This window comes from Streptomyces sp. NPDC059443 (assembly GCF_042750105.1).
Taxonomy (GTDB): domain Bacteria; phylum Actinomycetota; class Actinomycetes; order Streptomycetales; family Streptomycetaceae; genus Streptomyces.
The window spans coordinates 1-19447 of record NZ_JBHYVM010000002.1 but is presented as its reverse complement, the minus strand read 5'-3'; the positions used below and the strand labels follow the sequence as shown (position 1 = coordinate 19447).

The 19447-nt window shown below is 73.0% G+C and carries 17 protein-coding genes; 9 read left to right on the top strand and 8 right to left on the bottom strand.

The genetic code is table 11. The features are described from left to right. The first annotated feature begins 167 nt into the window (after window positions 1-167). On the top strand, window positions 168-1151 hold the full coding sequence (locus ACFXDJ_RS01780) for a reductase (protein WP_384657496.1): 984 nt from the start codon (window positions 168-170) through the stop codon (window positions 1149-1151). 9 nt (window positions 1152-1160) lie between these two features. Here the strand turns inward: ACFXDJ_RS01780 and ACFXDJ_RS01775 are convergent, their stop codons facing one another. From ACFXDJ_RS01775 to ACFXDJ_RS01760, 4 genes are read right to left on the bottom strand one after another with little or no spacing between them, the layout of a single operon-like run. Next, window positions 1161-2606, bottom strand: coding sequence for a lipase maturation factor family protein (locus ACFXDJ_RS01775; RefSeq protein WP_384657493.1), 1446 nt, complete (start codon window positions 2604-2606; stop codon window positions 1161-1163). Further along, the gene (locus tag ACFXDJ_RS01770) at window positions 2564-3538 is read right to left on the bottom strand and encodes a YndJ family transporter (protein WP_384657490.1); all 975 of its coding nucleotides are present in this window, start codon (window positions 3536-3538) and stop codon (window positions 2564-2566) included. The genes ACFXDJ_RS01775 and ACFXDJ_RS01770 overlap by 43 nt, the downstream gene beginning before the upstream one ends. Continuing rightward, the gene (locus ACFXDJ_RS01765) at window positions 3535-4098 is read right to left on the bottom strand and encodes a DUF1990 family protein (RefSeq protein ID WP_384657487.1); all 564 of its coding nucleotides are present in this window, start codon (window positions 4096-4098) and stop codon (window positions 3535-3537) included. The genes ACFXDJ_RS01770 and ACFXDJ_RS01765 overlap by 4 nt, the downstream gene beginning before the upstream one ends. After that, the gene (locus tag ACFXDJ_RS01760; RefSeq protein ID WP_384657484.1) at window positions 4095-5069 is read right to left on the bottom strand and encodes a YndJ family protein; all 975 of its coding nucleotides are present in this window, start codon (window positions 5067-5069) and stop codon (window positions 4095-4097) included. Before ACFXDJ_RS01760 ends, ACFXDJ_RS01765 begins: the two co-directional genes overlap by 4 nt. A 175-nt stretch (window positions 5070-5244) precedes the next feature. Between ACFXDJ_RS01760 and ACFXDJ_RS01755 the strand changes: the two genes are divergently transcribed. From ACFXDJ_RS01755 to ACFXDJ_RS01740, 4 genes are all read left to right on the top strand, one after another. Beyond that, entirely contained in the window at window positions 5245-6513 is a 1269-nt protein-coding gene (locus ACFXDJ_RS01755) for a DUF6777 domain-containing protein (protein WP_384657481.1), read from the top strand. A gap of 7 nt (window positions 6514-6520) precedes the next feature. Then, window positions 6521-8584, top strand: coding sequence for a SpoIIE family protein phosphatase (locus ACFXDJ_RS01750; protein WP_384657478.1), 2064 nt, complete (start codon window positions 6521-6523; stop codon window positions 8582-8584). Between the two features lie 62 nt (window positions 8585-8646). Then, window positions 8647-9507, top strand: a complete 861-nt coding sequence (locus tag ACFXDJ_RS01745; RefSeq protein WP_384657476.1) for an Fpg/Nei family DNA glycosylase — start codon at window positions 8647-8649, stop codon at window positions 9505-9507. Between the two features lie 75 nt (window positions 9508-9582). Then, entirely contained in the window at window positions 9583-9984 is a 402-nt protein-coding gene (locus tag ACFXDJ_RS01740; RefSeq protein ID WP_384657473.1) for a hypothetical protein, read from the top strand. Window positions 9985-10007: 23 nt separating this feature from the next. On the opposite strand, the gene ACFXDJ_RS01735 is transcribed toward ACFXDJ_RS01740, so the two are convergent. After that, window positions 10008-10532 (bottom strand): hypothetical protein, encoded by a 525-nt coding sequence (locus ACFXDJ_RS01735; protein ID WP_384657471.1) that lies wholly within the window; start codon window positions 10530-10532, stop codon window positions 10008-10010. A gap of 246 nt (window positions 10533-10778) precedes the next feature. After that, window positions 10779-11318 carry a sigma-70 family RNA polymerase sigma factor gene (locus ACFXDJ_RS01730; protein WP_384657468.1) on the bottom strand — a complete coding sequence of 180 codons (540 nt, stop codon included), beginning with the start codon at window positions 11316-11318 and terminating at the stop codon, window positions 10779-10781. Window positions 11319-11617: 299 nt separating this feature from the next. Between ACFXDJ_RS01730 and ACFXDJ_RS01725 the strand changes: the two genes are divergently transcribed. After that, window positions 11618-12820, top strand: a complete 1203-nt coding sequence (locus ACFXDJ_RS01725; RefSeq protein WP_384657466.1) for a CapA family protein — start codon at window positions 11618-11620, stop codon at window positions 12818-12820. Between the two features lie 50 nt (window positions 12821-12870). On the opposite strand, the gene ACFXDJ_RS01720 is transcribed toward ACFXDJ_RS01725, so the two are convergent. After that, on the bottom strand, window positions 12871-13332 hold the full coding sequence (locus tag ACFXDJ_RS01720) for a universal stress protein (RefSeq protein ID WP_384657463.1): 462 nt from the start codon (window positions 13330-13332) through the stop codon (window positions 12871-12873). Between the two features lie 60 nt (window positions 13333-13392). Between ACFXDJ_RS01720 and lysX the strand changes: the two genes are divergently transcribed. Together lysX and ACFXDJ_RS01710 are read left to right on the top strand one after the other, a co-directional pair. After that, window positions 13393-16695: a bifunctional lysylphosphatidylglycerol synthetase/lysine--tRNA ligase LysX gene (lysX, locus tag ACFXDJ_RS01715; protein WP_384657460.1), complete on the top strand. Its 3303-nt coding sequence runs from the start codon at window positions 13393-13395 to the stop codon at window positions 16693-16695. 90 nt (window positions 16696-16785) lie between these two features. Beyond that, on the top strand, window positions 16786-17745 hold the full coding sequence (locus tag ACFXDJ_RS01710; RefSeq protein ID WP_384847479.1) for a polysaccharide deacetylase family protein: 960 nt from the start codon (window positions 16786-16788) through the stop codon (window positions 17743-17745). A 27-nt stretch (window positions 17746-17772) separates the two neighbouring features. On the opposite strand, the gene ACFXDJ_RS01705 is transcribed toward ACFXDJ_RS01710, so the two are convergent. Further along, the gene (locus ACFXDJ_RS01705) at window positions 17773-18462 is read right to left on the bottom strand and encodes a class F sortase (protein ID WP_384664078.1); all 690 of its coding nucleotides are present in this window, start codon (window positions 18460-18462) and stop codon (window positions 17773-17775) included. A 351-nt stretch (window positions 18463-18813) separates the two neighbouring features. On the opposite strand from ACFXDJ_RS01705, the gene ACFXDJ_RS01700 reads away from it, so the two are divergent. After that, window positions 18814-19326, top strand: a complete 513-nt coding sequence (locus tag ACFXDJ_RS01700; RefSeq protein ID WP_384664077.1) for a hypothetical protein — start codon at window positions 18814-18816, stop codon at window positions 19324-19326. Window positions 19327-19447: the final 121 nt, after the last annotated feature.

Below are 19447 nucleotides of genomic sequence, written 5' to 3'. Positions count from 1 at the left end.
GCCGGCGGGGGCCGCGGCGGCCGCCCGGCGCCCGCGCGCCCCGCCGCCCCCCCCCCCCCGGGCGGGCCCCCCCCCCCCCCGGTTCCCGTGGCACCTACGCCATCAGCGTCATCGCTCTGGGCGATCAGGGGTTACGCCGGGCCCCGGCCGCGGGCACGCTCACCCGCATGAGACTGCTGATGCTGGGTGGCACGGAATTCGTCGGGCGCGCGATCACCGAAGACGCCCTGGGCCGCGGCTGGGAGGTGACCGTCTTCCACCGCGGTCACCACGCACCCCCGTCCGCCGCCACGGCCGTGCACGGGGACCGCACGGCCCCCGGCGGCCTGGACGCCCTCGCCGAGGGGGAGTGGGACCTCGTCGTCGACACCTGGAGCGGCGCCCCCACCGTCGTGCGCGACAGCGCCCGGCTCCTCGCCGGCCGCACCGGCCGGTACGCGTACATATCCAGCCGCTCGGTCTACTCCTACCCGGCCCCGGCCGGCCTGGACGAGGACGGCCCGCTCGTCGACGGCTCGCCCGACGCGGGCCCCGTCGCCTACGCCGAGGACAAGCGCGGCGGCGAGCTCGCCGTGCTGGCCGCCTTCGGCGACCGGGCCCTGCTGGTCCGCGCCGGGCTGATCCTCGGCCCGTACGAGAACATCGGCCGGCTGCCCTGGTGGCTCAACCGCACCGCCCGGGGCGGCCCCGTACCCGCCCCCGGACCGCGCGACCTCCCGCTCCAGTACGTGGACGTACGCGATCTCGCGCGCTGGACCCTCGACGCGGCCGAAGCAGGGTGCTCGGGCCCGTACAACCTGGTCTCCCCGCCCGGCCACGCCACGATGGGCGGCCTCCTGGAGGCCTGCGCGGCCGTGACCGGCGGCGGCGCGGAGCTCCGCTGGACCGATCCGGCCCGCATCGAGGAAGCCGGGGTGCGGCCCTGGACCGAGCTGCCGGTCTGGCTGCCCGAAGGGGAGCAGCACGACTACATGTTCGGCGGCGACGTGACCAAGGCGCTGGCGGCGGGGCTCGTCTGCCGCCCGGTCGAGGAGACCGTCGCCGACACCTGGGCCTGGCTCCGGAGCTTGGGCGGGGTGGCCCCGCAGCGCACGGACCGGCCGGTCCCGGGCATGGACGCGGAGCAGGAGGCGGCGCTACTCGGTCCCTAGGGCCAGGCCCTAGGGCTCCGACCGGGCGGCCCGCGCGAGCTGGGTCGGCGCCAGGTACTCGCGCACCAGCGAGCGGTGCCACCAGGCACCCGTCTCGCGAAGCTCGCGCCAGGTCGTGAACCGGTAGCGGTACAGCCGCGCCCGGACGTAGCGCGGCGGGGCGTCCGGGAAGGGGTTGTACCGGATGAGCCGCAGCGTGTCCCGGTCCCCCGTGAGCAGCCGCTCCACGAACGGCCCGAACCAGTCCCGCGCATAGCCGGGGGAGAGCGCCGCGAACCACATCAGCCAGTCCAGCCGCAGGTGGTACGGGGCGAACTGGCGCGGGATCCGCCGCACTTCGCCCGGCTTGCCCTTGAACCCGTACTCCCGCCACTCGCCGTCCACCCGGGGCAGCGGATCGGCGCTGCCCTCCACGACGACCTCCTCGCGGATCCGGCCCACCGAGCCGAACGCCCCGTAGGTGTTGACCAGGTGGAGCGAGTCGAAGGACCGGTTCATCACCTGGCGGCGCGAGACCATGTTGGCCACCGGATGCCTGCTCAGCACCAGCACCAGCGCGGTCACCGCGCACACGAGGACCACGTACCAGAGCGGCCCGGTCCGCGAGGCGGCCCCGGGCGGCGGGCCCGCGAGCCCGGTGAACCTCGTGAACTCGACGGCGGGGAGGGCGAGCGTGATCGTCAGCCAGTTCAGCCAGGCGAAGTTCCCGGACAGCACCAGCCACAACTGCGTGGCCACGATGACGGCGGCCGCGTACGAGGACACCGGCTGCGGAGCGAACAGCAGGACCGGGACCACCAGTTGGGTGACGTGGTTGGCCGCGCACTCCACCCGGTGCAGGGGTTTGGGCAGGTGGTGGAAGAACCAGCTGAGCGGACCCGGCATCGGCTGAGTCTCGTGGTGGAAGTACAGACAGGTGAGCCTGCGCCAGCAGGGGTCCCCCCGCATCTTGATCAGTCCGGCGCCGAATTCGACCCGGAAGACCACCCAGCGCAGCAGCCACAGCACCATCACCGGCGGCCCGGCCCGCGCGTTGCCGAGGAAGACGGCCAGGAAGCCGGTCTCCAGCAGCAGCGATTCCCAGCCGAAGGAGTACCAGGTCTGCCCCACGTTCACGATGGACAGGTACAGCAGCCACAGCAGCGCCCACATCGCCATCGCCGCGCCCAGCGGCACGATGTCCCCGGCCCCGGCGGCGAGGGCCGCGGCGAACGCGGCCCCGGTCCAGGCGCAGGTGGCGAAGAGGCGGTCGGAGTAGCGCAGTTGGAACAGGCTCGGGGCGCGCCGGAAGGGCACGTACCGTACGTAGCGCGGTACGGGCAGCATGCCGTGCGCCCCGATCAGTGCCCGGAACTGCAGGGCGGCCCCGGCGAAGGCGAGCAGATAGACGCCGGCCAGGGCCCGCTGGAAGATCAGCCGCCCCAGCCAGTATCCGGGCGCCGTGAACCAGTCCATCCCCTCCAGTATCCGGCCGGGCCGGCCGCCGTGGCGACCGCAGCGGTCCCGGCGGTCCCGGCGGCCCGGTCGGCGTTCAGCCGGCTCCGGGCCGCTGCCAGGCACAGGAGCATTCCGAAACCGGCGGCCGCGGCCGCCAGGATCAGGCCGAGCACCACGATTCCGGTGGGTTCGCCGGTCACGACGACCTCGGAGGAGGTGGAGGACATCCACCCCAGGGTGATCAGTGCGGTGAGGGCCAGGGCGTTGCCCCCGATGAGGCCGCCGCCCCACTGGTGAAGCTCCCGCATCGTCAGGAGGGCCGCCGTCCACAGCCCGCCGGCCAGTACCACCAGGCCCGCCAGCCACGCCCAGGGGCCGGCGAAGTAGCCGAGGAGGGCGAGCGGGAGGCCGAGGGGAACGCTGTACGCCGCACAGCGCGCGAGGGCTCCGGAGGATTCCGCGCGGTGGACCAGCCCGGCCACCAGGACGCCGACGCAGCCGACGAACTGGAGGTGCCACAGGACCACCTGCAGGTCGGACGGATCGAATCCGAAGAGCCGGTGCCCGGTGCGCTCGGCTACCAGGGCGGCGGCGACGAGGGCCAGCGCGACCGGGGCGGCGCAGACCGCGATCTCGACGGACGCGGGCCTGGGGCCCTTCCCGGACACGAGCCGGGGCAGGATCCGCGGCAGCCGGGCCAGGGCCCGCACCGCGAGGGTCAGGGCGGCCGCCGCCGAGGTCGCGGCGAGGGCCGCGGCGAAGGCGCCGTGCGGCAGGAAGAGGCTCAGCGCCCCGGGCGCGGCGAACAGGGGCCGGAGCCGGGCCGTGCGGTGCGGGTCGGCCCGGTCGGTCAGGCGCAGGCTCAGCGGGACGACGTACAGCATGCCGAAGGCGGGCCCCAGGGTGAGGAGCAGCCAGAGCACCGCGACGAACTCACCCAGTGAGGTCACTTCCGGTTACCTCTCGTTGTGCCGCCGGTGGCGAGCCGCCGGACGAAGCGTCCGAGCCGCTGGGCGTAGGCCTGCTGGAGGAAGGGGATGACCGGCCCCCCGAGCCGGGTGTACCAGCTTCCCGGGCGGCTGAAGGCGTTGACCTCGAACCACACCGCGCCGTCCGCGTCCATGTCGACGACGAAGGACTCCTCGCCGCTCTCGGGGTGGCCGGCCAGGGTCCCGTAGGCGAACCCGATCCGCCGGGGCTCGTACGCCGTCCAGATCACCTCGCACGGAGCGTCGATCCGCAGCGGGCCGAAGCCGATCCCGACCACGACCCGGTCGCCGGGGCGGACCGGGCGGACGGGGCCCGCGGCGGCCTTGACGAGCATGCCCGAGCTGCGGTGCGCGTGGAAGGTGGTGACGGCGGCCCCGGCGGCTTCGAGGACGCCCCGCCCGTATCCGATCTGGGTGCGGTGGTGGGTGAGGTTGTATCCGGCGGGCAGCGGCCGCCGGGCCGTAGCTCCCCGGTCGGGGTAGTTGAAGGTGCTGCGGCCTTCGCCGATGAGGCGGGTCATGGTGTCAGGGTCTCCGTTCGAGCGGCCTGGTGTGGTGTGGCGGCCTGGGTGGCTTGGGCGGCGGTCAGCCGGCGCCAGGCGAGCAGCGAGCACAGGGCGAATCCGAGGGCGTTCCCAAGGCCGTGGGTCGCGGCCATCCAGGTCAAGGTGGGGTGCACGATCCCGGTGGCCTCGCCGAGCGCCCACCACAGGGCGAGCAGCATGGTGGCCACCAGGACGGCGGCCGAGGTCGCGAGCAGCAGGCCCGTGATCCGGTCGCGGCCGTGGTTGTCGCCGTCGCCGTGGCCGGGTTCGCGGGCCGTCGGGCGGATGTCCCGCCAGGTCAGCAGGGCCACCGCCCACATCCCGCCGGTCAGCGTCACCGCGCCCACCAGCTCGGCCCAGTCGTCCACGAAGTAGCCGAGCAGGACGAGCAGCGTGCCGGCCGGGACGCTGTACGCGGCCCAGCGCGCGAGGGCTCCGGTGGAGGGACCTCCGCGGCCCCCGTCCGCGCCCGCCCCGTCCCCGACGGCCCGGCACACCAGTCCGGCGACCAGGGCCGCGGTGAAGCCGGCGAAGTGGAAGTGGGGCACGGTCAGCGCGAGGATGTCGAGGTCGAAGCCGAAGAGCCGGTACCCGGCGCGTTCGCTGACCAGGGCGAGCCCGGCGACCGAGGGCGCGGCCAGCGCGGTGAGCACGGCCGCCTCGGCGGGCGGGAGCGGGCGGATCCCCCCGGACGGGGTCCGGGCGAGGGCCCGCAGCAGCCGGGCCGGGACCCGGGCCGCGAGGGTCAGGGTGGCCGCCGCGTAGAGTGCGGCGAGCGCCGTGGCGGGGGCGCCGCGCGGCAGCCAGAGGCATACCGCCCCCGGAGCCGCGAGCAGCGGCCAGAGCCGGGCGGTGCGGTCCAGCCGGGCCGGGTCGATCAGGCGCAGACCGGCCGGGACCACGTAGAGCATGCCCAGGGTGACGATCAGATTCACCAGTACCGTCACCGTGGACTCCCCTCCGACCGTCGAACGCTTTGAACGCGTTCAACTCACGGTCGTGAGCTTAGAGGGTCGATTGAACATGTTCAAGACGGGGTCGGGTTCTTGGTTCCCGGGTTGCGGGGACCCCGTACATACGGCAGACAAGAGGGAGCAACCGGGGCAAACAGGGAGATGCAACGTGTACGGACCGACACCTCGTCAGGCGCCGCGTCGTCACGCACCGGCCCGTGCGGCCCTCTTCGCGGTGCTCGGACTCCTCGCCGCGGCCTGCGGGGCCTCCGGAGACGGGACGCAGACCAAGGGGCCCGCCCCCGAGAGCCAGGACGTGCACCTCCAGCCCGTCGCCTCGGCCGGCCCCGACCCCTTCACCCTCTCCTCCGCCACCGGCGAGTCGGCTCCCGTCCAGCCACCGGTCCCCAACGCGACCGGCCAGGGCATCCGCACCGTCAACGCGGCCACCCCCGGCCTGTACGGCGGTATGCAGCGGCTCGGCAGCTGCGACGTGGAAGCGCAGGTCCAGTCGCTCACCGCCGACGACGCCAAGGCCCGCGCCTTCGCCGCCGCCTCCCGGGTGGACCAGGCGAAGATCCCGGAATTCCTGCGCGGCCTCACCCCGGTCGTGCTGCGCGCCGACACCCGGGTCACCAACCACGGCTTCGTCGACGGCGACCCCAGTGCCTTCCAGTCCGTCCTCCAGGCCGGCACCGCCGTCCTCGTCGACGACCACGGAATGCCCCGCGTCCGCTGCGCCTGCGGAAACCCGCTGCTCGCGCCGCGCACCGCCAAGGGCGCCCCGGTGCTCAAGGGCGACCCCTGGACCGGCTACCAGCCCAACCAGGTGGTCGTCATCGAGCCGACCGCGCAGGTGATCAACAACCTGGTGATCGTCAACATCGCCGACAACACCTGGATCGAGCGCAAGACGGGCGACAGCGGCGCCCAGGACCGCGCCCCGCAGAACCCGCCCCCGTACGACCCGGCCGAAGGGATCCCGGCCGGACCCGCGACCCCGCCCGGCACCTCGCCGGCCGATCCGTGCCCGACCCCGGACAACAACAGCCTCGCCCGCACCGTGCCGCCCACGTCCGGCGCACCGACTCCGAGCGCGAGCCCCAGCCCCGGTCCCAGCGCGAAACCGGCCGAATGCCCGCCGGGCTCCTCCGAGACCGTGCCGGGCACCCCGCAGGTCCCCACCGGGCCGAAGACCGCTCCGCCGCCCTCCTCGGACCTCCCCTCCAACGTCCCCACGGACATCCCGTCCGACCTGCCCGGCCAGACGCCGAGCGACCCCGGGACCCTGGTGGGCCCGGACGGAGCGTCGCCGCGGCCGAACGATCCGTACGCGCCCTACGATCCGTACGCGGACCCCTACGCGGACCCGTACTCCGTCCCCGGCCAGCAGCAGCCGACGCCGGCCACCGAAGCCCCGTACCTGGAGAGCGCCTGACCGGCCCGTGTGTCATGGTGGACCGGTGCCGACCGCCGTATCGCTGCCGGACGACTGGCCCGCACATCCGGACCGGTCGCTGGCACTGAATCGCATGGGCAGTTTCGACTGGGACCTGGTCACCGGTCTCATGCACATGGACTCCGCCGGCCTCGACGTCTTCGACACCACCCCCGAGGAGTACGACGGCCGGCCCGAGTCGCTCGCGCCGCGCGTCCCGCCCGCCGAGGCCACCCGGCTCGACGCCCTCGTCTCCTCCGCCCTCAAGAGCGGGGTCGACAGCTACGGCGCTTACTTCCGCATCCGCTGCCACGACGGCCGGCTGCGCTGGACGCACACCCAGGGCCGGGTCATGCGAGGCCCCGAGGGCCGCCCCTACCGGATCATCGGCATCGTCCGCGACGCCACCGAGGAACTCAGCCACTCGGCCGAACGCCTCGGACTCGACGAAGAGCGCCGCCGTCAGACCTCGGTGGTCGAGAGCACCACCGCCGCACTCGCGCACGCCCGTACCGTCCAGGACGTCATCGACGTCCTCGGCGACGCCCACGGCATGGAGCGGCTCGGCTCGATGGGCATGGTGATGGGCCTGGTCGAAGCGGGCCGGATCCACCTCGTCGCCGAGGGCCCGGAGGGCAGCTTCGTGCCCGGCACCCGGTACACCCGCATCGACGAGCAGTACCCGATGAGCGAGGTCGTCCGCTCGCTCCAGCCGCGGTTCCTCGACTCCGCGGCCGAGTTCGCCGCCGGCTACCCGGGGCTCTGGGCGAAGATCTCGTCCATGGACATCTCGGCGGCCGCGTACCTGCCGCTGATCGCCCAGGCCCGCCCGATCGGCGCGATCGGGCTGCTCTACCAGGACAAGGACGGCTTCACTCAGGACGAGCGCAACCTTCTCGTCGCGCTCGGCAGCAGCATCGCGCAGAGCCTCCAGAGGGCGATGCTGCTGGAGCAGGAGCACGATCTCGCCGAAGGCCTCCAGCAGGCGATGCTGCCGCGCCGGATCCCGTCCGTGCCCGGCGCCGAGATCGCCGTACGGTACCGGTCGGCCCGGATGGGCCAGGACATCGGCGGCGACTGGTACGACGTCATCCCGCTGCCCGGCGGCCGGGTCGGAGCCGCCATCGGCGACGTCCAGGGCCACGACACGCACGCGGCGGCGGTCATGGGGCAGCTGCGCATCGTGCTGCGCGCCTACGCGGCCGAAGGGCACTCGCCGGCCACCGTCATGGCACGGGCCTCGGTCTTCCTGCACGAGTTGGACACCGACCGCTTCGCCACCTGCACCTACGTCGAGGCCGACCTCGCGACCGGGGTGCTGCAACTGGTCCGGGCCGGCCACCTCGACCCGCTGCTGCGCACCCGGGACGGAGGCTGTGGGCGGCTCACCCTGGAGGGCGGGATGCCGCTCGGGCTGTCCGCCGAGTTCGGGCGGCTGGAATACCCGGTGACGACGGTGGAGATGGGGCCCGGGGAAACGCTTCTGCTGTGCACGGACGGCCTGGTGGAACAGCCCGGCGCCGACCTTGACGACGGCATCGAGCTCCTCTGCTCCCTCGTCCGCACCGGACCGGCGGACCTGGCCCGGCTGGCGGACCGGCTGTGCGAGGTGGTCGACGACCGGGGCGGCGACGACGACATGGCGCTGCTGCTCCTGCGCCGCGAGGCCGAGGACGTCCCGCAGGGCGGCGGCCGCCTCCAGCAGCACGTGGCCCCCGGAGACCCCGAAGCCCTGGTGTCGGCCCGCCACATGATCGGCGCGGCGGTCCGGGCCTGGGGCGCGCGGGACCGGGCCGACGAGATCGAGCTCGTCGCGGACGAGCTCATCGTCAACGCCCTCATGCACACGGACGGTCCCGCCATCGTGACGCTGCGGGTGCTGACCGGCCCCGAACGCAGGCTCCGGGTGGAGGTCGAAGACCGGTCCTCCGCCCTGCCGAGGCGGCGCGACGCGGGCGACTCCGGGGTCTCGGGACGCGGGCTGATGCTGGTGGACCGGCTGGCGGACGTATGGGGCGTGGAGCCGCGGGGGAGCGGCAAGTGCGTGTGGTGCGAGTTCGTGATGGCCTGACGCCTCGCCGGCGGACCCCTCCACGGCTCGCGCTCCGCCCGAGGGCGCGGCAGGCTGGGGGCATGCCCGAACTGCCCGAGGTCGAGGCCCTGAGGGAGTTCCTCGACGAACACCTCGCCGGGCGGGTGGTCGAGCGCGTCCTCCCGCTCGCCGTGAGCGTGCTCAAGACCTACGACCCGCCCCTGAGCGCGCTCGAAGGGCAGCCCGCCGGGGCCACGGCACGCCACGGCAAGTTCCTGGCGCTGCGGATCGGCGAGCTGTACCTCGTCACCCACCTCGCCCGGGCCGGCTGGCTGCGCTGGATGGACCACGTTCCGGACCGGCCGCCGGGCCCCGGGAAGGGGCCGCTCGCGCTGCGCCTCGTACTGGAGGGCGGCGGCGGCTTCGACCTCACCGAGGCGGGCACCCAGAAGCGGCTCGCCGTGTACGTGGTCCACGATCCCCAGGAGGTCCCCGGGATCGCCCGGCTGGGCCCCGACCCGCTGGCCGGGGAGTTCGGCCGGGAGGCCTTCGGCGCACTGCTCGCCGGTGAACGGCGTCAGATCAAGGGCGTGTTGCGCGACCAGAGCGTCATCGCGGGCATTGGCAACGCGTACAGCGACGAAATCCTCCATCAGGCGAAGGTGTCCCCCTTCAAACTGGCCGCCTCCTTCGACGAGTCGCAGGTGGACCACCTGTACGAGGCGGTCCAGGAGACCCTGCGCTCGGCCGTCGAACGGGCCCACGGGGTGGCCGCAGGGCGGCTCAAGGCCGAGAAGAAGAGCGGACTGCGGGTCCACGGCCGGGCGGGGGAGCCGTGCCCGGTGTGCGGGGACACCGTCAGGTCGGTGTCCTTCGCGGACTCCTCGCTCCAGTACTGCCCCACCTGCCAGACCGGCGGCAAACCGCTCGCGGACCGGCGGCTGTCGAAGCTCCTCAAGTAGAGCCCGCAGCCGCCGACTACGACCGGTGGGCCGGTGGGACCGCCCCCGGCCGGTGACACCCCTTAGACTCCGGCCATGGCCGACCCGCACCAGCCGCAGCCGCCCCGGCGGGAAGTGGTCACCGGGGTTCCGCGAGGCACCCGCCGCCCGCACGCGCACACCCCGGCCCGCTCCGAGATCTCCGAGCAGACCACCCTGGGCGCCACCTACGTACGCGCCCTCATGCGCAGCCAGCTCCGCGCCGGACTCTGCGCGCTGGCCGTGCTCGCGTTCCTCGTGGGCATGCTGCCCCTGCTGTTCCTGCTCCCGAGCGTCGCGTCGGGTCCGCTGGTCTGGGTCGTGCTCGGGGTGCTGGTGTACCCGCTGCTGTGGTTCATCGCCCGCACCTACGTGATCCGGGCCGAGCGCAACGAGGCCGATTTCACCGGGCTGGTCACCGATCCGGCCGAAGCCCCCGGGCCGCGCGGCACCGGCTGACCGTTCGGAACCCGGCTGACCGCTCAGAACAGGTGCATCGCCAAATGTCCGAGCGGCAGCCCCAGTTGCCAAGCCGGAGTCCATACCCGGGCGTTCTCGTCCAGCCCCGGCGGGGTGTCGGCGTGACCGTGGCGGCCCGGGTCGAGGTTGGTGGCGAACAGCTCCGTGTGGTCCAGCCAGCGCCAGGCCGCCCGGGCCAGTTCCAGGTCCGGGTCCTCCTCCGGTTCCTCGCCGGGGCCGCGGCCACGGGCGCGTTCGCGGGCTTCCTCGCCCAGCGCCAGGAACCGGGTGTGGACCCAGTCGCGCCACGGGTGACCGTACGCCGTCAGCGACATCCACTCGTCGAGCTGGGAGACGACCCGGATCCCGGAGAGCTCACCGGCCGCGTCCGAGAGGTAGATGGTCAGCGCGAGCGTGTCGCGCCCGGCGCGGAACTCCAGGGTGCTGACCGGGATCAGCCGGCCCGTGCGCAGCAGTTCGTCGGCGATGTACTCCGCGTAGAGCCACGCCATGGGCACCGCGAGCCCGCCGTCACTGGTGCCGTTCATACCCTCGGGCTGCACCGTTCCACCTTCTCCCGCACGCGTCGAGCAATCCCGCCGTCAGTCCAGAGCCTTCCTTGCGCGGCTCGCGGAACGGGGGATGTTTACTCAACTTGAACGGTCTGGTGCCGATTTCGATGCGGTTGATGTCCGGTCTGTGAGCGTTCGGGCCGCTCTTTGACGCGATTCGCGGATATCAGCGATTTCAACGATGTCGGCGATGTCGGCGATGTCGGCCTCACGCGCCGGACCTCACGCGCCGAGCCCGTACCCGTATCCCTGGAGGCCCTTGCGCAGGGCGCGCAGGGCGTAGTAGGTACGGGACTTGACCGTACCCGCCGGAATTCCCAGCTCCGCCGCGGCCTCGGCCACCGAGCGGTCCCGGAAGTAGACCTGCATGAGCACCTCCCGGTGCTCCGGTCCCAGGGATCCCACGGCCCGCCGGACGTCGATGGCCGTCACCGAGCCCGCCACCGCGTCCCCCGGCGCCGCCGCGTGCTCCAGCCCCTCCGGGTCCACCTCCAGCGGCCGCGACAGCCGCGCCCGCCGGGCGTCGATGGCGAGCCGCCGGGCCACCGTGAACAGCCAGGGCCGCAGGGACTCGTGCCCGGACGCCAGGACCTCCGGATGCTGCCAGAGCCGTAGGAGGGTCTCCTGTACGAGGTCCTCCGCGCGCTGCGCGTCCCCGGCCGTGAGGCCCAGCAGAAACCCGAACAGGGCCCTCCCGTGTTCGCGCTGGAGTTCGGCCAACGCCTCGGGTTCGGTGCGCCGCAGGGTGGGGGCGAGGGGCACGGGAGGCTCCTTCCGGGGGTGCGTCCAGGGTTCTTGTGGTGGTTGCGTCCGCGCTCGACGGATCCACCCTGACCTGCACGGAGCCCTCCGGGAACCGTCCGGCGGAGGCGGTGCGCCCAAGCACCCCGGTGATCCGGCGGGCGGCAGCGCGGGGCGGTGAACGGTCGAACGGCGCGCCGAACGGCCATTGGAGTGAGCGCGCGGCCGGTCCGCGGAGCCGCTCCTTGACTTACGGCGCCCTCTTCTATGAATTGACTGCTGATCAGGTAGTCATATTTATCTAAGGAGAGCTGGGACAGATGACCGCGCGCACCCGCCACGCCCTCGCACTCCTCGCCGCCGTCGTCCTGTCGGCCGTGGCCGGCTGCTCCGCCGGCGGGGAACCCGCCCCGGCCCGGCTCGCGGGCTCCCCGGCCCGGGCCCCGTCGGGCGCCCCCGGATCCACCACGGCCCCCGTAGCGAGGGGCTTCACCCTCGTCGCGAGCGGCGACGTGCTGCCCCACGAGTCGGTCATCCGGCGGGCGGCCGCCGACGCGGAAGGCGACGGCTACGACTTCCGGCCGATGTTCTCCGCCGTCAAACCGGTGGTCTCGGCCGCCGACCTGGCCATCTGCCACATGGAGACCGTCTACGGCGAGGACGGCGGGCCGTTCACCGGCTACCCCGCCTTCCAGTCGCCGCCCGAGGTGGCCGACGGCCTCAAGGACGCCGGGTACGACGGCTGCTCCACCGCCTCGAACCACACCCTCGACGGCGGCGCCGCCGGGCTGAAGCGCACGCTCGACAAATTCGACAAGGCCGGGCTGAAGCACGCGGGTTCGGCCCGCACGGCCGCCGAGGCGGGCACCGTGACGATGTACACGGCCGGCTCCGCGAAGGTCGCGCACCTCGCGTACACGTACGACACCAACGGCTACCCGATGCCCGACGGCCAGCCCTGGGCCGTCAACCTGATGGAGGAGGAGAAGATCATCGCGGACGCGCGGGCCGCCCGGAAGGCGGGCGCGGACGTGGTCCTCGTCAGCCTCCACTGGGGCACCGAATGGGAGACCGAGCCGGACGAGAAGCAGCTCTCGCTCGGCAAGGCGCTGACCGCCTCGCAGACCGGCGGCCGCCCCGACGTGGACATGATCCTGGGCACGCACGCCCACATCCCGCAGGCGTACGAGAAGGTCAACGGGACCTGGATCGTCTACGGCATGGGCGACCAGGTCGCCGGCGAGATGTTCAACCACACCGGCGCCCGGGACATGCGCGGCAACTACGGCTCCATCGGCCGCTTCACCTTCGCCCCGCCGGCCGCCCCCGGGCAGCGCTGGCAGGTCACCAAGGCCGAGTTCGTCCCGCAGATGATGGACCTCGGTGCGGGCCGGGTGGTTAACCTCCCCGCCGCCCTCGCCCAGCACCCCGGCCGCGAGGACTACGAGACCGCCCGGGACGCCATCACCGAGGCCGTACTCGGCCGTGGCGCGGCCAAGGACGGCCTGACGATGGCGAAGTAGGCGCCGGGCGACGGCTTGCTGGTTGCTGGTTGCTGGTTGCTGGTTGCTGGTTACGGGACCACGGTCACGGGCCAGCGGCCCGCCTTCACCAGGCGGACCGCCACCGAGCCCACGATCCGGTGCCCGGCCTGCTCCGAGGCGCCGACCACCACGGCGTCCGCCGTCAGGTCCTCCGCCGCGCTCACCAGGCCCGCGTACGGGTCGCCGCGGAAGGTGTGGAACTGCCAGCGGACGTCGTAGATACCCTTCAGGCGCTCCGCGTACTCCCGGATCTCGGCCACCAGCCCCTCCGCGATCTCCGCGGTGGCGTCGGCCACGGGCACGCCGAGCGAGGCCCCGGCGGGCATCACCGGCTGTACGTACACCAGCGCCAGCAGTGCGTTCTGCCGCCGGGCCAGCCCCGCCGCGTACGCCGCCGCGCGCAGCGAGGACTCCGATCCGTCCACCCCGGCGAGAATCACCTTGGGGCCGTCGGTACCACGCTCGAATCCCGTGTTCACGTGCTCTGTCACCCGTCCGAGGTTATCCCGTTCGGCGCGCGGAGGGCCGCTGCCGTCCCTACAGTGCGAACCATGAGTGCCACCGTGGAGGAGACGCGCGGGACCCGGAACCGCTTCCTGAACCGGGTGCCCGACGCCTTCGGCGCGTTCTTCGGAACGCTCGGGCTGGTCTGCGCCGTACTGGCGCTTTCCCCGACGCTGCGGCGGCTGCTGCGGCACCTGGTGCGCTTCCTCGACGACGTGGTGGTGCCGGTCAGCGCCAACCTCGCCTACGCCGTCTTCCTCTTCCTGCTCGCCGCGGCACTCGGCATGCGCAAGAAGGTCGCCTGGTGGATCGTCGTCACCTATTTGGCCCTGTTGCTCCTGACCGACGTGCTGATCATCGCCGACGAGGACTACTGGGTCGGCTTCTCCTCCCTGGCCATCACGGTCGCGGCCCTCGTGATCCTGATCGCCGCCCGCAAGGAGTTCTACGCGGCCTCCCGGCCGGGGGCCCTCTGGCGGGCCATGCTCGTGCTCGGCCTCGGACTGCTCGCCGCGGTCTTCCTCGGGTGGGGCCTGGTCGCGCTGTTCCCCGGGACCCTGCCCAAGGGGCAGTGGCTCGACTGGGCCGCCAAGCAGGTCTTCGGCGGGCTCTTCTCGGCCCGCCAGTTCGACGGCCACCCGCCCAGGCTCCTGTACTTCCTGCTCGGCCTCTTCGGCGCCCTCGCCCTGCTGAACGCCGCCGCCACCCTCTTCCGTTCCCAGCGGCTGACCGCCGCCCTCCACGGGGACGAGGAGCCCCGCATCCGGGCCCTGCTCGGCGCGTACGGGCGCAACGACTCGCTCGGCTACTTCGCCACCCGGCGCGACAAGGCCGTGGTCTTCGCCCCCAACGGCAAGGCCGCCGTCACCTACCGGGTGGAGGCCGGAGTCTGCCTCGGCAGCGGCGACCCCGTCGGCGACCCGGCCGCCTGGACCCCCGCCATCGACGCCTGGCTGGCCGTCGCCCGCCGCTACGGCTGGCAGCCCGCCGTCATGGGCGCCTCCGAGGAGGGCGCGACCGCGTACGCCCGCTCCGGACTCGGCGCGCTCCAGCTAGGCGACGAGGCGATCCTGCACATCGCCCACTTCGACCTCGACGGCCGCGACATGCGCGTCACCCGCCAGGCCGTGAACCGGGTCAAGCGCACCGGAGCCACCACCGTCATCCGCCGCCACTCCTCCCTCTCCGAGGACGAGATGCAGCTGATCGTGGACCGGGCCGACAAATGGCGGGACACCGAGACCGAACGCGGCTTCTCCATGGCCCTGGACCGGCTCGGCGACGCCGCCGACGGGGACTGCCTGCTCGTGGAGGCCTTCGACGCCAAGGGCGAGCTGATCGCCCTGCTGTCCTTCGTGCCCTGGGGCAGGGACGGCATCTCCCTCGACCTGATGCGCCGCGACCGCGCGGCCCCCAACGGGGTCATGGAGTTCATGGTCGCCGAGCTCTGCGCCGCCGCTCCCGGCCTGGGCGTGCGCCGGATCTCCCTCAATTTCGCCGTCTTCCGCTCCGCCTTCGAGGAGGGCGGCCGGATCGGGGCCGGCCCCGTCCTCAAGCTGTGGCGCAAACTGCTGCTCTTCTTCTCCAAGTGGTGGCAGCTGGAGGCGCTCTACCGCTCGAACGTCAAGTACGGCCCCGAGTGGTACCCGCGGTTCCTCTGCTACCAGGACGCCGGCTCGCTCGCCCGGGTCAGCCTCGCCTCCGGCATCGCCGAGGGGTTCGTGTCCGTGCCGAGCATGCGCACCCTGTGGGGCAACGGCCACCCGCGCGGACTCACCGCCCCCGCCACCACCGCGGGCCTGCCGCCCATCGACTCCCTCGGGCTGGAACTCGTAGGACAGGAGGGCGACGCTGCCCCGGCCGAGCGGCTGCCCGAACAGGTCCGGGTCCGGCACGAAAAGCTGGCACGGATCCGGGAGTCCGGCACCGACCCGTACCCCGTCGGCATCCGGCAGCGCACCCACACGGTCGCCGAGATGAAGGCCGCGCACCCCGGCTACCCGGCCGGCGCCCGCACCGGCTCGCCGGTCACCCTCGCCGGACGCGTGATGGTCGTGCGCGACCTCGGCGGCGTGGTCTTCGCCGTGCTGCGCGACTGGTCCGGCGACGTCCAGCTGATGTTCACCCGCGACGAGGCGGGCACCGAGGTGCTCGACACCTTCACCACCCAGGTCGACTTCGGCGACCACGTGGTCGCGAGCGGGGAGGTCGGCGCCAGCAAGAGCGGCGAACTGTCCCTGGTGGTCGAGTCCTGGCAGCTCACCGGCAAATGCCTGCGCCCGCTGCCCGACAAGCGCAAGGGCCTGGCCGACCCCGAGGCCCGGGTCCGGCGCCGCTACCTCGACCTGGTCGCCAGTCCCGAGGCGCGCGACGTCGTACGGGCCCGCTCCAGTGCGGTCCAGGCCCTGCGGCAGGGGCTGCTGGACCGGGGCTACCTGGAGGTCGAGACCCCGATGCTCCAGCAGATCCACGGCGGCGCCAACGCCAGGCCGTTCCGCACCCACATCAACGCCTACGACCTCGACCTGTACCTGCGCATCGCGCCCGAGCTGTACCTGAAGCGGCTGTGCGTCGGCGGCATGGAGAAGGTCTTCGAGATGGGCCGCACCTTCCGCAACGAGGGCGTCTCCTACAAGCACAACCCCGAGTTCACGATGCTGGAGGCCTACCAGGCCTTCGCGGACTACGACGTGATGCTCGACCTGACGCGCGAGCTGATCCAGAGCGCCGCCACCGCCGCCTTCGGCTCGCCCATCGCCCACAAGGCCGGCCCGGACGGGAAGCTGGTGGTCCACGACATCTCCGGGCCCTGGCCGGTCAAGACGATGTACGGGGCGATCAGCGAGGCGCTCGGCGAGGAGGTGGACGCCGACACCGAGGAGGCCGTCCTGAGGAGGCACTGCGACCGGGCAGCCGTCCCGCACACGCCCGAGAACACGCGCGGAGACGTGGTGCTGGAGATGTACGAGAGGCTGGTGGAGGAGCGGACCAAGCTGCCCACCTTCTACAAGGACTTCCCGACCGACGTCTCGCCGCTCACCCGGCAGCACCGCAAGGACCCGCGGCTCGCCGAGCGCTGGGACCTGGTGGCCTTCGGCACCGAACTGGGCACCGCGTACTCGGAGCTGACCGACCCCGTCGAGCAGCGGCGCCGGCTCACCGCGCAGTCGCTGCTGGCGGCGGGCGGCGACCCGGAGGCGATGGAGATCGACAACGACTTCCTGGACGCGCTGGAGTACGCGATGCCGCCGACCGGCGGGCTGGGCATCGGCGTGGACCGGCTGGTCATGTTCCTCACGGGTCTGACGATCCGCGAGACGCTGCCGTTCCCGTTGGTGCGGCGCGGCTGACCGACGGGACTGTGCGCTGAGCGGGTGAGCGCGGCGGGGCGCGTCCGCGCCTCTCGACATCTGCGGCGATGTCGTTGATACGTAGTAGTAATGAAAAATGACGAGCCGACAGTAGGGCGACGCGTGCTCCTGCGCTCCGCCGTTTTCCTCGGAGTCGCCGCCGCCGCTGGACTGCTGACCGGTGGCGAGACCGGCCTGCCGGGCTCCGGACGGGCCGCCGGCCCCGGAGCTCCCGGGGTTACGGGGGCCGGGGGGCCCGGGGCCCTTGGCGAAGCCGGGTTCGGGCCGGGACCCGGCGGAGCCGCCGGGCCGGGGCCGCTGGCCGGAGCCCCGGGCGTCGCCGCGCGGCCGCAGAGCCCGCGCGGGGCCTCGTACCGGCTCCAGCCGATGACCGCCGAAGGCACTCCGGAGCGGCCGCCCGCGGCGAAGCCCGCCGTGCGCACCCGGCCCATCCTGGAACTCCCGGAAGAGGCGCGGACGGGCGGCGCCATGGTGCTCACCTTCGACGACGGGCCCGACCCGCGCTACACCCCGGGCATCCTCGACACCCTGGGGCGCTACGGCGTACGGGCCGTGTTCTTCGTCTGCGGGGAGATGGCCGTCGACAACCGGGACCTGCTGCGCCGGATGGTCGCCGAGGGCCATGTCATCGGCAACCACACCTGGACGCACCCGCTCATCCCCAAGCTCAGCCGCCCCGCCCTCGCCGACGAGATCGGCCGCACGAGCGAGGTCGTACAGCAGGCGGTGGGCGAGGCGCCGGTCTGGTTCCGGGCGCCCTACGGGGCCTGGAACCGGGCCGCCTTCGAGATCGGTGCGGAGCTCGGCATGGAGCCGCTCGCCTGGACCGTGGACACCCTGGACTGGAAGGAGCCGGGCACCGCCACGATCGTCTCGCGGGTGCTCAAAGGGGCCGCGCCGGGGGTGATCGTGCTGAACCACGACGCGGGCGGCAACCGTTCGCAGAGCGTCCAGGCGCTGGCGAGCTACCTGCCGCAACTGCTCGGGCGGGGCTACCGGATGACGCTGCCGATGTGGCCGCCGCGCTGAGGAATCGTTCCCCCGGCGCGGCGGCGGTCAGCGGGCCTCCACCATCCGTGCGAAGACGACCACGTTCCCGTCGTACCCCTTCGCCTTCGAGTAGCCGCCGCCGCAGGTGATCACCCGGAGTTCAGGGTGCCCGGTGTCCCCGTACACCCGGGCTCCGGGGAAGGTCTCCTTGGAGAAGACCTCCACGCCGTACACCTCGAACACCGCCGTGCGCCCGTCGTAGCGCGACACCTCGATCTGACTGCCCTTGCGGACCGAGCCCAGGCCGTAGAAGACGGCCGGGCCCTGCGCGTTGTCCACGTGGCCCACGATCACCGCCGACCCCTGTTGGCCCGGAGAGATGCCGTTGAGGTACCAGCCGGCCAGGTTCTTGTCCTGCGGGGGCGGTGCGTCGATCCAGCCCTGAGCGTCCAGCCCGACCGTCATCACCGGCGCGTCCACGCTGATCGACGGGATCCGGATGCGCTGCACCGACGAGTGTTCCAGCACCTCCATGTCCGGCGGCGGCGTGGGCGCCTGAGCGGCCGACTGGTCGTTCGGCGCCCCGACCGCGGCCCCGGACGGAGCGGCGACGGCCGCCGCGGCGGCGGGCTGCGGGGGCCCGGCCCCGACATCGGCCCCGTTGCGCATCATGGCGAGGCCGGTGAGCATGACCAACGCGATCGCGCCCCAGGGGGAGCGTCTTCTCGGTGGCCTCTCACTCTCGTCCTCGGTCATGGTTCTCCCTTCCCGACGCGGGGGTCCCGACCCGCGTTCTTGTCCCACCCCTTCACGCCCTACTTCACGCACGCTAAGGCGGTGCGCGCGGGACGGCGATCGGGGAAGGGCGAACGGGTGGTGGGGCCGGAAGGGGTGCGCCCATCCAGGTAATCGTCACATAAATGCCTGACGGGTCGTGACCTGCGGATCCGTCAGCGAACGCGCCCGCTCCTCGGCGTGTCGCTCAACCTTGCGGCCCAAAGCCGGAAATGCGCTGGTTGCGGACCGCCCGGAGGGTTCGTGATGGGAGGCGTTCTCGTCGATCTGCCCGGGCCACCGCTCCGGGGCGCTTCCCGCTGGAGGTTCCACATGCGTGTTCTCCGCGCTCTCACCGTGGCCGCGGCGGCCTGCGCCGCTTTCGGCCTCAGTATTCCGTTCGCCGCAGCGAACCCGGCGGGTGGTCCGCCGTCGGGAGGAGGCGGTGGGCCAAGCAACGTGACGGTCAATCCGTACTCCGTGCACCAGGGCTCCTCGATGCAGGTCAGCGCGGCGGGCTGCGGTCACGGCGGCGTCGTCTTCTCCCAGGGCAACTTTCCGCAGACGAACCTGTCGGCAGGCTCCATCGGGTTCGCGACCGTCCGGATCTTCAACCACGCCTCGCCCGGCCACCACACGCTGTCGGTCAAGTGCCACGACAACAGCCTGGTCGCCACCCACCGCTTCACCATCCTGGAGGGCAACGGCGCCCAGGGCGGCATCGGCGGCTCCTTCGGCCCGTCCGCCACCGAGACCGCCATCGGCGCGGGCCTCGTCGGCGCCGCGGCCCTGGGCGCCGGCGCCCACGTGATGCGTCGACGCCGCCCGCTCCGTGGCCGGGCCTGACAGGCCGACCTCCCCGGTCAGCCCGGACAACCGCCGGGGGGGGGTGGGAGGGGGGGCTGCGGGCGCGTGTCAGAGCGGCTCGTGGGGTGTGGGGTGTGTGGGGCGGGGTGGGTGGGTGGGG